The sequence below is a fragment of the Candidatus Acidiferrales bacterium genome (assembly GCA_035515795.1).
Lineage (GTDB): Bacteria > Bacteroidota > Ignavibacteria > Kryptoniales > JAKASW01 > JAKASW01.
Genome location: DATJAY010000021.1, coordinates 1 through 14,806, shown reverse-complemented (window position 1 = coordinate 14,806; position 14,806 = coordinate 1). Strand labels below are relative to the sequence as shown.

The window sequence follows — 14,806 nt, the reverse complement described above, 5'->3', positions numbered from 1 at the left end:
GGATTTCACATCGCTCCAGTAGATTCATCCAACGGCAACGGAGAGTACACTGTCAGCAATAACGTGGCTACCGCCCCGAGTGCATTTTCTGGCATCACCAATTACGGTGGCAATGCGGGTGGAGACAATGCGACCCCGCCAGCAGTTACAGATACCGTTCTATACATCTGCGGATGGGGGACAGAAGTCGGGAATGATGGCACGCATAAGGTTCAGGCGTACGTGACGGTCACGAATAATGCAATAGTGGCGTCAGTCGTCAACTAAAGAGAACGTTTTGTGATTCGAGTGGGCAGTGGCTCTCGGGGTTTGACCGATGATCTGCTGCCCTCGTTCTTTCTTGACTACCACAGGTAGGAGACCTCGGTCCAATCCGGGGCCTTTTGTTTGCGGGTGTAGAGTTCTTTGAAATGTCGAGTAGGAAGCGGTTAGAATTTGATGGAAAAGGGCAGTAAATTTTCTAGCAAGATGATTTTTATCATTACTTTTGGTTTAAATTGTTTTAAAGACCTTGCGTGCTTAGCTTGACTTATGCATCAACGGCAAGACAGTGTTGCATGGCGCCGTCTGTTTGTATTGAATAGGTGATCATGGCAGTCATAAGAACTGCTAGCCGGCTTGAAAGCCGGTGGTTGGAAGGATTTAGATGTAGAAAGGACATGAGATTGATGGTTTGCAAGTGTTGTGAGCGTGAATCAGTGAATGCCGTCTCGGCTTTTGTCGAGGGACGGATAAATCGGATCTGTAACAGAAAAAACTTTATAGAATTACATTTGGAGATCTCGCGGAAATTGTATCGGGGACTTAAATGAGAGATCCTTTTGAAATAGGCGTTTAGTCGAATAATCATACAATCGAGGAGGGCGATAGGTGCCGGAGTTTAGATTTCAAGGAGTTAAGCCGGGAGGACGAACGGTGCAGGGTGTCGTCTCGGCCGAAAGCCGTAATCAGGCGCGGAAACTTATAACTGACCTTGCTCAAAAGAACCAGTTTAAAGTTACCGATCTACGGACTCGTACCACTTTTATCTACAGAGTGCGACGAGGTTATGAAAAACCTGTCATAGGGGAACAAAAGGCTTTTTCGCGCGAAGAAGTAGTTCAGGCATTGGAGCGCATGGACTACAAGGTACTTTCTGTCCAACGGAAATTTCTTGATGTAAAACCTAAGCCGCCTTCCACAGAGATAGTGACATTTGTGCGAGTTAGTGCCGACCTCATTCGCGAGAAGTTGCCATACAACGAGATACTTCAACTCTTATCAAATGACATTCAGAACAAAACGTTGAGGGAAACTGTCAGGGATATCAATAATGATTTGAAGCAAGGGAAAGATAGCGAGCAGTCATTTATCAAGCATGAGCGGGTCCTGGGGAAATTCACTGCTCACATGCTCGGCCTGGCTTCAAAAAGCGGTAACATGGCAGAAATCTATGAGAGCACGGCAAAATTCTTGGAAAGACAAGCCGAGTTTAAAAAGAGTCTCAAGAGCGCTCTTATCATGCCCGCGATCACCATGTTCATTCTACTGATCGCCGTGATATACTATGTGGCATATATTTTCCCTGCCACAGCGGAATTGTTTGCTAAGCTCGGGCAGGTGCCGCCAATGACCGCGGCGACACTGCAGCTCAGTCATTTTCTTACTCGAAACTTCTGGTGGATGGCACTTATGTTCCTTGCCGGCGGAATCTTTGTAGCAAGATTCGTGACGACTGAAAGGGGAAGGTTTCTCCTCGAAAAATATATGATAAAGATGCCCGTCATCGGAGGATTGATTCATAAACAAAACATAGAGATTTTCTGTAGAGTTTTTTATGCGATGTATGGCGGCTCTGGAGAGAACATAGATGTTATCAGGTTGTCAGCGGAAGCCTGCGGCAACAAATATATGGAACATCAAATAAAAACTATTGCCATACCTATGATGGTTACTCAAGGAAAAGGATTAACCGAATCGCTTGCTGCGACGGGAGTATTTACCGAGACGGCGATATCGCGGTTTCACAGTGGAGCTGAAACGGGAACCGTACGTGCCACCGCACTTCAGCTTGCCAACTATTATGAAAAGGAGACAGGATACAAGCTAAAGAACGTGATCGATTTCGTGCAGGTAATAGTTTCGTTGATTATTATGGTGGTCATGATTGCACTTACGATTGTGTCTTCTGAATCTGCGTTGATACATCCAAAACAGCCGGGAATAGAGTGAAAAGCCAGCTCCCTGAAATAGATATAAGTGATAAGTTAGGCTACACGCTTCTGAAGAAGGGTATAATAGATTACGAGACCTTGGAATCAGCCATAAAGAAAAAAGAGTCGGAAGACATAAAAATAAGAAGGCCCATTGCTCAGATTCTTGTGGCGGATTTCAGTATAGAGCACGATTTGGTTTTCAAGGAAGTTGCTAATCTCTATGGCTTCCGCGAAATTTATCTTGCCGATGAAGTAATTGATCCCGAAAGAATTGATTTCATAAAGAAGCTTGTCGAATCAGGCGACAATGTGAAGGATGAAATCATCGGCGCCAAGATGCTTCCGCTTAAGTTCGATGAAGCACGCCCCGACAAGCTTATAATAGTTGCGGCTGACCCCACCAACAAAGAGATACCTCGCCTGGCGAGAAGCTTTGCCGCAAAAAGATATGAAGTGGCGTACGTGCGGTTGAAGGACCTTCAGGGACTTATTGATAAAGTCTTCCCTCCAGAGAATGAGTTTCTTAAAGTCCTTTCGAGTTCTACGCAGGAAGAACTTGGTGAGGTGACTCCAATTGAAGAGGAAGGACTTGACGAACAGCAACTTGAAGCGGAGATCAACAAGAGCGTCCTCATCAATCTCGTCGAGGGAATGCTTGTCGAGGCTGTCAGGAAAGGGGCAAGCGATGTCCACGTTGTTCCGATTGATGGAAGCAAGACGGATATCCATTTTAGAATTGATGGCGACTTGCGATTATGGTACACGCAGGATGGAGTTTTGCCGGAAGCGGTTTCCGCCGTTGTAAAAGATCGGTCCCGAGGCGCAGATAGATTTGAGCGCGAATCGGCGCAGGACGCATTCATCCAGAGAAAGATAGATGACCACTGGATTCGCTTCCGCGTATCGATACTTCCGATGGTTTCCGGAGATACTAAGCACAAATTTGAAACAATAGTCATTCGTGTTCTTGATGATAGAAAAGTTATAACCGACTTGGAGAAATTGGGACTGCAAGGTCCCGCGCACACAAGTTTTTATAAGGCGATCAAGCAGCCTCAGGGAATGATCATACTTACTGGACCTACCGGAAGCGGCAAATCTACCACGCTCGTCGCGGCGCTGTACCAGGTTATTGATCCAACTGTGAATGTCCTTACTGTTGAAGATCCCGTGGAGTACATTATCAAAGGTGCAAGACAGCTTCGTATCGGACCTAAAATGGATTTTGAGCAAGCGATAAGGTCAATTCTAAGACACGACCCTGACATCGTTCTTGTCGGAGAGATTCGAGACAAGGAAACCGCGGACATAGCGGTAAAACTAGCAAATACCGGCCACCTCACATTCTCAACTTTGCATACGAACGACGCACCGAGTGCCATTGCCAGGCTTTACAAAATGGGAATTGAGCCTTTCTTACTTGCAAGTGCGGTGAACATAATAGTTGCTCAACGTCTTGTCAGGACGCTATGCGAAAGCTGCAAGAAGGCCATGAATAAAGATGAGATTGATCACGATACATATATTAGATTTGGTTTCTTGGAAAATGAATTGAAGGAACATACACTGTACAAAGCTGGCGGATGCGAAAAATGCGGCGGTACCGGTTACAAGGGCCGCGCGGCCATACATGAAGCCTTGTACATGACGAGAGAGATGAAACACATTATCATGACTGCCGGCTCGGATATCGACGAAGACCGGATTCGCGAACAGGCGATCAAAGATGGCATGTGGACACTTCGTCGTGCAGGAATAAATCGTGTGCTCGAAGGCATATCGACGATGGAAGAAGTTGCAGCAACCACAACAGAAGATTGATCCAGACATGCGGGTTGCTGAATTTCAGAATGGAAAAGGCTGTTTATGATGAGCTTGCGAGCAACGAGCAAAATCCTATCGGAGGTCACTCACAAAAGAACTAAACCATGGATACTGACGAGGCTTATAAAGAAATTCGAAGGGATAACTGAACGGTGGAGGATTTGAATATCGTAATTCACTATTTTAGAAATGTAAGATAAGATGGAAACAGTTGTTACTGCTGAAGTAGCCGGCGCAAGAAACCTATTGAAACAGCTCACGACGCAAATTTCTGAGATTGTCCGTGGGATGGAGAGACATATTTTTGTCGGAAATATGATTGCAAATCTTCCGGAGGATCAACGTGTAGAGTTGAGGCGTTTGCTTAACAGCATACTCCTGAAGATGCGGGAGAACAAGGCGTCAGATTTCGATATCGGCGGAAACGGAGCTCAGGGAAAGGTCTGGTACAGGGTATTCGGGGCAAAGCGGCCGGACGATGCATGGGGTACGTTCACACTTGACGAAACTAGTCTATTGATACAGAACATATTGAGCGATCGTCAAAGGCAGTTTTTTTATGACAAACGCAACCTTGATTTCTCTTATGCCCTTGCCGTCAAGAACGAAACCTTTCGTTATCGTGCGGATGCCTACCTCGATCTTGAGGAAATCGCGCTGAACATGCGCGCGATCAATGATAAAATTTACCCAATCAGCGAGCTGGTCTTCCATCCGGAAGTCCTGAAAGTTCTTGCACTCCGCCATACGAAGGAAGGAATGATACTTATCACAGGTATCACAGGTTCTGGAAAAAGCACGACGCTCGATTCAGTAATTGATATGAACAATCACGATGTTAACGGAGATATTGTCATTATCGGTTCACCCATTGAGTATGTTCACAAATCCGACAAATGCATTATTCGTCACCGGGAAGTGGGACGAGATACATTATCTTTTAAGGAAGGATGCATTGAAGCTTTACGTCAGGACCCGGACATCGTGATGATCGCCGAGATGCGCGACTCGGATACAATTTTGACTGCACTTGAAATTACCGACAGCGGTCATAAAGTGTTTTCAACATTGCATACTGCCTCCGCCGTAGAAAGCATTGATAGAATAGTTGCGGAGGTGCCGCCGGAGGAACAGGAACGCGTTTGGCAACGATTGGCGGATGTATTGAAATGCGTGGTTTCGCAGAAGTTAGTCCCAAGTTTAGATGGGAAGCGCGTCCTGGTAAAAGAGGTACTTATCGCAAACGCATCCGTTAGGGCGGCGATCAAGAATAAAAACACCAGCGAAATTTATCAGATGATTGCCGAAGGTTCCGATATCGGAATGATCACCATGGAACAGGATCTGAAACGCCTCTACGTACAGCGAAGGGTTTCAAGAGACACCGCATTGAATTATGCAAACAATAAACGCAGGATGGAACAACTCCTGCAAATGATGTAAGTGTAAAGTAAGGAGAGTATCATGGCATCTCATAGCGCTTTAGGATTTTTTGCAGACGGCATCGACTTGAAAGTTGCCCAAGTCGTCAGGCATGGAAGCAGGATGGTCTTGATGGACCTGCATGATGCCAAGCTTGCTCAGAAGCTGGAGGTTGCCGCCGCAGTAAGCGGTGCTGGTTTTGATTCATCCACTGAGACTATAGATGTGACGCAGCAGAGTTTTCAGGAAGCTCCTCAGACCGAGGCCAACTCTGCTATTGTTACCGAGATATTTTCAAGATACCGGAAAAGAAAAAGCGTCGTGGCGTTGTCGATAGCTGAGCCATACGTATTTTACCATCCAGTCGAGATCCCCGGCAAACAAAAACCCGAGAAAATAATTGCCAAAATTATTGAAGAGTTACAGGCCACAAGATCGGGAATAACGTCGGATCGGATTCAGCTATTGCCGACGACCGCCGAAGGGAACTACATCGGTGTCATAAGAGAACAGGACATACCGATCCTGGACCTGGTCATGAGCGCAAAGCCATTCCTGGGAAACAGGATGCCGAAAATTGCTTTCGTCGAGAGCAGTGATGTTGCGTTGGTAAATCTCGTGAGAAACAATTATCCACTGAGGGTGGATGAGGTCACAGTAATTGTTCATGTCGGCATGGAGAACACCCGGTTGATTTTTATGAGGGGAAGAGGCCTTTTCAATGTCGCTCCGATCATAGGCGAAGGTGCGGATTCGTTCAGCGTTCAAAACACAATTTACAGCAGGATTCTGCTCGGCCAAGATAATCTGAGTTTGCCGCGGATTGATAGAGTTATCCTGTGCGGTGAATGTAAAAACTTCGACATAAAAGGATTTCTTTCATCCTTGCTCGTTGGAGCTGAGGTAGATTACTTGCAGCTTTATAGGGTCGATTCTTCGCAGCTTCCAGCCGGCGGTTCGGATCTTGTCCCGCAATACGCAGCGTCGATAGCGAGTGCCGTTCGTGCGGCGACCGGAAAGACGCGCACGTACTATGTAGCGGATCTTACGCCGCGTAGGATCTTGGAAGGTCAGAAGATTTTCAAGCTTGCCTGGCACGGGTTAGTTCTGTCGATATTTGTTTTCGGCTCCACATTCTATTTCACTTACAACTTTGCCTTGAACCAAAACGAAATATCTAAAATCAAATCCGATGTGGTTGTGAAGAGAGCGCAGGCAGCAGAGGTTGACGCGCTGCGTTCACAAATTGCTGATGTGCAATCTCAATTCTCAAAATACTCGAGCGCCGGGGATATTCTCGACCAACTCCTGCCAAATACGGAAAGATGGTCCAATCTTATCGGCTCTCTCTCAAAGTCTGTTCAGGACGTCGGGAGCATTTGGTTGACCGACCTGCACAAAATCAATGACAATACATATTCTATCGAGGGGTTTGCGGTTTACCGTGATCGAATTCCGCAATTTGCGATGCTTTACCCCGGCTCTATATTGAAAAAGGTCACGGTCGCCGATATACGTGGTAAGATGGTCTATGATTTCCAGATAGATCTGAAGTTTGTGGAAAAGTGAGGGCGCAATGTCTTATGCTCTAAGAAATACGATAGTTCTTGCGGCATTTCTGGCGGTGATTGGCGGCGTTGGATTTTATCTGACCGGCGTGGTGCAACCGAAGGAGAAGGCGAAATTTGTCGCTGAAGGGAAAAAACTCGACGCCGTAATCAGCGAACGGCCCGCCCTCGAAAGTGAGCTCAAAAATTCCCAACAGAAACTAGCCGACATGAAGTCTAAGTATTCTAAGAAGTTCAAGGTGATTCCGACAAACGACACAACCGCACTTACCTATGCTTATCTGAATAGAGTAATGGATGCAAGTGGATTCGTGAAGTTCGACATGCTCTATCAAGGTGCGAAGTCGTTCGACAAGTACGGTTACAATGACTATAATCTAAAGGGAGAAACAAGCTACGAAAATCTCTTTAAGTTCATCTGGTATCTCGAACATGCGAGGCTGCTGTATAAAATCGAGGATCTTACCTTGAGCGGTCACGAGGTGCGAGAGGAAACAGAGGAGAAGCCGACGACGATCGTTCCATTCACTATGCAACTCCATGCGTATTACTCGTCAGCTGCTGGCATTACGTCTGAGTCCACGGGCCCTGATCAGACTTTTTACAAAACGGTTGGAGTTGGTCTGAATTTTCTTAAACCCTTAATATCCAGCGAACCACCTCCGAATTTGCGAGGTCTCGTCGACGTCGAAAGATCAGATCTTAGAGCCGTAATGTCGGACAAGATTTTTATCGTCGATCAAAACGGGAAGGGGTACATTCTCAGAGTTGGAGACGAAGTATATCTTGGGTATTTGACAAAAATAGATGCTAATAAAAATGAAGCCGAGTTTACATTGAACAAAGGCGGAATTATTGACCGGCAGACTCTGAAGGTCAGATTCGGAAAGTAACAGAGGGACGAAAATGAAAAAGTTGTTACTTGTTTTGATTGTTGTTTCTATTTGGCCATTAAAATCGGAAGCACAAATCAATACTGTGCCAAAAGAACTGCGGCATGAATATGTTTCTCCCCAGCAAATGGTAAGTATTGCGTCGACTACCCCGTTTAATCAGGCGATTACCATCCTGGATAGTTACAGCCGCAAGTTCCTAAACAAGATTATTGTGGATCCGGATAATCATACAAATCCCATTGGAGTCGACATCGACAGGATGCAGTGGCTCGACGCGCTTGAAGCGATCCTGCGAACTAATGGACTGTGGTACAAGGAGTACGAAAGCTATATACAAGTTATATCAGGCCAGCCGCAGCAACAGCAGCAGGTGACTGTCAAAGAAGAGAAACCGGCCCTTCCTGCAGGAGCTCCGACTCTAGATTCGAGAGAAGTGAGCATACAAGCCGTTTTCTTTGAAGCCGACCTTACAAAACTCAATTCACGGGGCATAAACATAAATTATGTCATTCAAGGTACATGGAACAATTTCAGTGCGCTTGGCGGCGCGGGAGGGATCACGACTCCCAATGCCATGATAAATGCAGGTGCCACCGTTACGCAAGGAATACCAAGCGTTAATGGAGATCTGAACGTTGGAGGGGCATACAACGTCAACAATTTCGGAACCCTCTCCGCTTTATTCGGCCTTTTAGAATCTGAAAACTTGGGCAAAATTCTCGCTAGTCCTAATGTAACGGTAAGGTCGGGTGAAGAGGGCAACGTCCAAGTGGGAGTTAACTTTTTTGTGACCAACAAGGACTTCGCGGGGAACACGGTTCAGCAGATGCAAAATGCCGGAATAATAATGAGGGCTGTCCCAACAGTGTTTACACAGGATAGCATAGACTTCATAAGCCTCGAATTGGATTTACAAAACAGCTCGCTGGGTGGGAGCCAACAAACCGGTCAGATAGTAAATACCGAACAGGCGAGAACAAAAGTCTTGCTTTTGAACGGAGAACAGACAACGATCGGAGGCTTGTACAGTTCAAATGTCTCTTCACTCCGCGAGGGAATTCCCGTTCTAAAAGATCTACCCTGGTGGGTATTTGGGATCAAGTACTTGACAGGCTCCGATAATACAACGGTTCAGAACAAGGAACTGATAATCTTAATGAGAGCGACTATTCTGCCGACGTTGAAAGAGCGATATGATCAGCTTAGCAAATCCGGTCCTCCGCCAATGAAGTCGTTCCAACAGCAGCTGCAGGATCTTGATCAGAAAATCAAACAATATGATTCGGAGAGTGGAAAGTGAGAAGGCCTTAATGTCAAAACCCCAAATCCTTATCGTTGACGATGAAGACGCATTGAGATTCCTTCTTGCAAGTGAATTGGAGGCGGAAGCATTTGATGTTCAGAGTGCGGGAGATGGTGATGAAGCGATTGAGATGATAAGAAAGAAGATTGAGCGGAGAGAAAAATTCGACGTCATATTGCTGGACATAAAAATGCCGAGAGTGGATGGATTTGAAGTTCTGAAGTTTGTCAAGGGGAATGTCCCTGAAACTAAAGTAATTATGCTTACGGCCTACGCCGACGTGAAAAATGCAATCGAGTCGTTGCGGCAGGGGGCTTCAGATTTTGTCAGCAAACCATACGATCTCGACGACATTCTCACGTCTATTAATAGAGCTCTGGGAAAGTAATTTTAGATCTTAAGTTTTGAATTGAGAATTTAGGATTCGACATTCAAAATTCAGAATCATAATTCGGAGGTTGTCATGAAATTTCGATACGGTACACTGCTTCTTGTCAGTATTACAATGATAATTTCTCAGTGGGGATGTAAGAAGAATAATATTGTCGGGACAACTGTGCCTACGTCTGCCGCTATATCTGGGACTGTCACCAGTTCCCTGACTTCAGCTGCTGTCACGGGCGCAGCGGTGATCCTAAGGTATGGGGGCACAGTCGACACAACTTACACCGGAAACGACGGGACTTTTCAACTTCCCCCCATAGAAATTACCTCCGACACGGTCGGTGTGAATGTGACTTTGACTGTTTCTGCCACCGGGTTCATTTCCAAAACGTATAGCAACATAAACGTGAAGAGTGACATGAACATTCCCATAGTCCTTGATATCAACCCCGCCTTTTATGCAAAAATTATCGGTGTGGTCAAGGACAGTGCGAGTACATATCCTCTCTCGGGTGCATCTGTGCTTATAACATTACCTGGCGCAGTCGATACGGCGGCAACCCTCCAGAATGGGGCATTCACGATCTATATCAATCTTGAGGGGCTCAGCACGCTGCAAACGTCGATGACGATATCGAAACCGGGGTTTAAGACGTATAATCAAAACTCACTGCTGCTCAGAAGTGGAACGGACAGTGTCGGAACAATTTTTCTCTCGGTTGACAAGGGTTCCACTATTGCGCACCTCTCGGGTCTAGTCACAGACAGCCGAACAGGGCTGCCGATTCCAAGCGTGTCAGTCGTTCTTTCATCAACTATAGGAACCGACAGCACAAAAACTCTTGGAGACGGTACCTATAGGTTTGATCCAAACCTTCAGGGACTTCCTTCTGCTCCAATGACCCTGACATTTAAATCGACCGGCTACAATGATGCGTCGGTGAACTTTACAATAAATTCCGGACAATCACTGACGGAGAACGTCGTTATGACTTCGAACTATAATTATGCTATCATCACTGGCCGAGTCCGCGATAGTCTCAGCGGGTACGTCCTTTCGGGTGCAAAAGTGATTGTCGCGCTCACCGGGACTGTGAGTTCAAATTCGAAGTTCTTTTCAAGTCTCAAATCCCACAAGCGATCGGTGTCGTCTGTCATTCTCGATTCAACCACGACCTTTATTGATGGTTCGTTCAGTCTCGCTGTCAATCTTTTCGATTTGGATTCGATCACTGCGACCATGACAGTGTCTGAACCTGGATACAAAGTCTACCAATTCATTCACACATTCGTGCTGGGAGCAAACAACCTCGGTAATATTCTGGTTTCAATAGATAATGGTTTGACTACATCCCATCTCACCGGCTACGTTACAGACAGCCATAGCGCCCTGCCGATCAAGGGGGTGTCTGTTTACCTAACGACGCCGATAAAGGTGGATAGCACTACGACATCTTATAGCGGATACTATTCATTTGATCTGAACCTGCAGGGATTGTCTTCCGTGTCCGGGACCCTGTTGTTTAGATTAAACAGCTATGATGATACCCTGATTAATTTCTCTGTGAATGCTGGTCAAACCATTGCTGATAATGTTGCTCTTAACGCGAAACCGACCGTTGTCGGTGGAGATAGCAGCACGGCCAGAGGCATTGCGCGGTCCATTTCGCTGGTGAGCATAACTCACCAGGAGATTTCAATCCACGGGGTTGGAAGAAATGAAACGAGTGTATTGACCTGGCAGGTCTTAGATAGTTTGGGATTCCCCATCGATATCAACCACCGGGACACAGTGGTCTTCGTGCCGACCGGAATTCCGGTTACAGGTGATCCGCAAACCGGCGCTTACGTCACGCCTACCTATGGCATTACAGACGGGTCTGGACAGGTATACACGACCATGAACAGCGGAACTGTTGCAGGCACCGTTCAGCTATTTGCGAAGCTGACGCTTTCAACGGGCGCGACAGTTCAATCTTCGCCGGTGCTGATTACCATAGACGGCGGTTTGCCTGACCAGGCGCACTTCGAGCTCAACGTGCAGAAATTGAATTTTGCCGGATATGATTGGTCAGAAAGGACCGATGTCTTCACAGCACAGGCGGGAGATAAGTATGGAAATCCGGTAGCACCAGGCACTGCCGTTTACTTCACCACAGGTGATGGGCATGGCAATCCCGTTGGTGGTGTCATGACTGCAGCTGGACAGACCGACGCATCCGGTCATACAAACGCGACCCTCTATAGCGGTAAGCCACTCGCCCATGCTTACGGTCTCGATCCTGCTGTGTTCGGAGGTCCGACAGATCCACTGCTACCTCTACTCGATGGCAATTTTGCTGGCGATCCGACTTATCAGGGAGCGGGGACGGGTTATGTCTATGCCAAATCATTCACGAACGGCGAGAACGGAAGCATCGTAGTCGACAGTGGCCTCGTATGCCTCTCGGCAACGGCGGGACCAATTCTGTTTAATGATTCATTGTCCATTAGTCCTGTGTATATTCACAGCGGCGGATCGACTGTAATTGTTATGGTCCACATATCAGATAGATTTGGGAATCCGCTTGAATCTGGAACAGTCATAACAGCAACCGTCGATGCTGAGGCACCTCCAAATAATTCGGGATTGACCTGGAAAATCAGTGCGGATGGCTTACCCGGAATATTGGGCGACTACCTGACGCGCGGCGCGGGAAGCACGGACTTTGCTCTTGCCGTTTACGGATCGGAGAACGTTCCGTATACGATAAATTTCTCTGTAACGGTCACCGTCAACGGAAGAAATACTGACAACGGGGATTGGTCAAATACATTCACCGGAGTGCTAGAGCCTTAAGAACTTAAGGGCCCGTCGGAGTTTTGAAATCGAATAGCTCCGGCAAAAACAGCAAAGTGGTACGAAACTAGAAGTCGTACCACTTTGTTGAACATTGGCTTAGCCGAACAACCTGCCAGGGTGATTTTTATTTCTCAACGTTCGGCTCCTGCAAAACGAACCCCATTTACATCTTTCTCGCAAACATTAACTGCAACTTGCAACTACGCTTAGTACCCAATGCCGAATGAATCTAGATTGTTTTGCTGCGGGGAAATGAGATCCTCATCTTCGTCATTGACAATGCTGTAAGGAATTTGTTTTGTCCCTGCGGTTCGTGACGACGCGTATGCCCCGGTCACTTGAAACTCTTGTTGGTTCTTAATAGGTATGCTGGCAATCGTGCCTGCACCTATTGGAATTCCCTTCCCATCAATATCAAGAATCACAACCTTCAGAGAACTATCCTGGAAGTTTATGTTGCTATTGAGATTTTGAATGCGCGGGATGAGAGTGATCGGTCGGAAAACAAACTTGCTATTAAATTCGATCTCAAATCTTAAAGCGGATACCGGTTCTTGATTAATTAATTTTACGTCAATACTGTTGCGGGAGGCCACGAAACTGAGTTTGGCATCGGAGTCTTCGGTTGACGCCAAACTTGTCCCCGATTTCAAGGAATGTGAGGAAACCTCGGCAATTGTGTTTTCAGCAATAACATCCTTCATTAGTCTTTCCATTGGGACACACCTTTCTGTTGTTTCTCTAAATCATGCAACGTATATGCCACTTTCGTTTCCGGGCAACCTCGCACTCGACTTATGAGAAACCCGTTCTCTAAATCGGTTTCCATCCACGACATGGATCTTGGCAATAAAAGCCTCGTGAAATTATTACGGCCGAAAGGAAAATCTTACTTGGCATGAGATGGGATGTCATAAGGTATTTTTCTTAACGCAAAATGAAAAAGGGGTACGATTTCCGAGTTCGTACCCCTTTGTTGAGCGTTGGCTTGGAGGGAAACTTATTTAAGGCATAGCATCTTTTTAGTTACGCTGTAGACCCCGGCATAAAGCTTGCAAAGGTAAATTCCGGACTCGGCAGGATTCCCGCTGTCATCTTTTCCATCCCATTCCACTTCATGTGTCCCCGATCTAAGCTGTGAATCGAGAAGGGTACGCACCAAGGCTCCGCCGACATCGTACATCACAACTTTCACCTCAGCGTCTTCTGCGATCCAGAATTCAATGTTTGTGCTTGTGTTGAATGGGTTTGGATCATTTTGTTCAAGCGTAATAAAATTTTCGTCAGTTTCGTTGACAACGGTATATTCAATTTCCTTTATCCCGGTTGTGCGCGTTGAGGCATAAGCTCCGGTCACTTGAAAATCTTGCCGATCATCGATCGGGATATTTGCGATCGTATCGTCACCCGTCGGAATTCCTTTGCCGTCGATGTCGAGAATAACGATCGTCAAAAAAGTGTCCTGAAAATTTATGTAACTGTTGAGACTTTGAATGCGATGGCTGAAAGTGATTGGTCTATAAACAAACTTGTCTTTAAATTCGATCTCAAATCTCAGTGCGGCAATCGGATCTTTGTTAACCAATTTTGCATTGATGCTGTTGTGAGAGACGACAAATTTCATTTGCGCATCCGATGTGCCAGAAGGTGCAAAGTTCCTCCGGAACCTTACAGTGTAAGACGGAATCTTAACCTGTCCCTTTTCAATGACAAAACTTCTTTCTATTGTTTCCATTTGATCACTCAACTTGAAATCTCAATTTTATTAGGTGCAATACACATGCCGCTCGTATAACTGGCAAAGAGCGGGGAATGGGTTTCGAAAAATTTATTTTCATGCTTCCAATCAGCACTAGATTATTGTAATGAATCCTGCCGTGAAAAGTTGTCCTGAAATTATTACCCGTTGCAGGAAATTCCTACCTACCGAGGTGCATAGGCACCTAAACAAATATTCAAAATAAACGGCATTTGTGCTTGACTTTTCGGGATATGTAGTATATATTTTAACGCTTTGAACGACTTTTTGTCGTAACAGTTTTTGAAAAAGTTTGATTGCTAAGCGCCCTCATGAGTTCTTGGGGGCGATTTTTTTCTATCTGTTGAAAGAGTTCTTTGACAAGTCTGTGCACAGCGAGAAGTCAATTTGATTTTAAGGTTCAGCCTTGACAAACAGAAACACTGTCAGGCGAACTCTCAGCGAAAAGCTGATGGGCCTATGGCTCAGAAGTTTTTTTACCACGGAGAGTTTGATCCTGGCTCAGGACGAACGCTGGCGGCGTGCCTAACACATGCAAGTCGAGGGGCACTAGTGTAGCAATACGTTAGTGTCACTGGCGCACGGGTGCGTAACGCGTAGGCAATATGCCTTC

General features: G+C 46.1%; 11 protein-coding genes and 1 rRNA gene. 10 read left to right on the top strand and 2 right to left on the bottom strand.

Going from position 1 to position 14,806, the window contains the following annotated elements; genetic code table 11:
- The 9 genes from VLX91_09615 to VLX91_09575 form a co-directional block, all read left to right on the top strand.
- Nucleotides 1–267, top strand: a 267-nt coding sequence (locus VLX91_09615; GenBank protein ID HUI30461.1) for a hypothetical protein, incomplete at its 5' end; no start/stop codon positions are given.
- Nucleotides 268–870: 603 nt separating this feature from the next.
- The gene (locus VLX91_09610) at nt 871–2,211 is read left to right on the top strand and encodes a type II secretion system F family protein (protein HUI30460.1); all 1,341 of its coding nucleotides are present in this window, start codon (nt 871–873) and stop codon (nt 2,209–2,211) included.
- A complete protein-coding gene (locus VLX91_09605; protein ID HUI30459.1) occupies nt 2,208–4,016 on the top strand; it encodes a GspE/PulE family protein in 1,809 nt (602 codons plus the stop codon). Before VLX91_09610 ends, VLX91_09605 begins: the two co-directional genes overlap by 4 nt.
- 204 nt (nt 4,017–4,220) lie before the next feature.
- Entirely contained in the window at nt 4,221–5,462 is a 1,242-nt protein-coding gene (locus VLX91_09600) for a PilT/PilU family type 4a pilus ATPase (GenBank protein HUI30458.1), read from the top strand.
- A 21-nt stretch (nt 5,463–5,483) separates the two neighbouring features.
- The gene (locus tag VLX91_09595) at nt 5,484–7,010 is read left to right on the top strand and encodes a hypothetical protein (GenBank protein HUI30457.1); all 1,527 of its coding nucleotides are present in this window, start codon (nt 5,484–5,486) and stop codon (nt 7,008–7,010) included.
- Nucleotides 7,011–7,017: 7 nt separating this feature from the next.
- A complete protein-coding gene (locus tag VLX91_09590) occupies nt 7,018–7,902 on the top strand; it encodes a hypothetical protein (GenBank protein ID HUI30456.1) in 885 nt (294 codons plus the stop codon).
- A 13-nt stretch (nt 7,903–7,915) separates the two neighbouring features.
- Nucleotides 7,916–9,205 carry a type II and III secretion system protein gene (locus VLX91_09585; GenBank protein HUI30455.1) on the top strand — a complete coding sequence of 430 codons (1,290 nt, stop codon included), beginning with the start codon at nt 7,916–7,918 and terminating at the stop codon, nt 9,203–9,205.
- A gap of 10 nt (nt 9,206–9,215) precedes the next feature.
- A complete protein-coding gene (locus tag VLX91_09580) occupies nt 9,216–9,596 on the top strand; it encodes a response regulator (GenBank protein HUI30454.1) in 381 nt (126 codons plus the stop codon).
- A 75-nt stretch (nt 9,597–9,671) separates the two neighbouring features.
- On the top strand, nt 9,672–12,431 hold the full coding sequence (locus tag VLX91_09575; protein ID HUI30453.1) for a carboxypeptidase regulatory-like domain-containing protein: 2,760 nt from the start codon (nt 9,672–9,674) through the stop codon (nt 12,429–12,431).
- A 209-nt stretch (nt 12,432–12,640) separates the two neighbouring features.
- Here VLX91_09575 and VLX91_09570 read toward each other — a convergent pair whose 3' ends face one another.
- Nucleotides 12,641–13,150 (bottom strand): hypothetical protein, encoded by a 510-nt coding sequence (locus tag VLX91_09570; GenBank protein ID HUI30452.1) that lies wholly within the window; start codon nt 13,148–13,150, stop codon nt 12,641–12,643.
- 284 nt (nt 13,151–13,434) lie between these two features.
- Nucleotides 13,435–14,169, bottom strand: coding sequence for a FlgD immunoglobulin-like domain containing protein (locus VLX91_09565; protein HUI30451.1), 735 nt, complete (start codon nt 14,167–14,169; stop codon nt 13,435–13,437).
- A 502-nt stretch (nt 14,170–14,671) separates the two neighbouring features.
- Here VLX91_09565 and VLX91_09560 point away from each other — a divergent pair.
- Nucleotides 14,672–14,806: ribosomal RNA gene (locus VLX91_09560) — 16S ribosomal RNA — on the top strand; the annotation flags it as partial.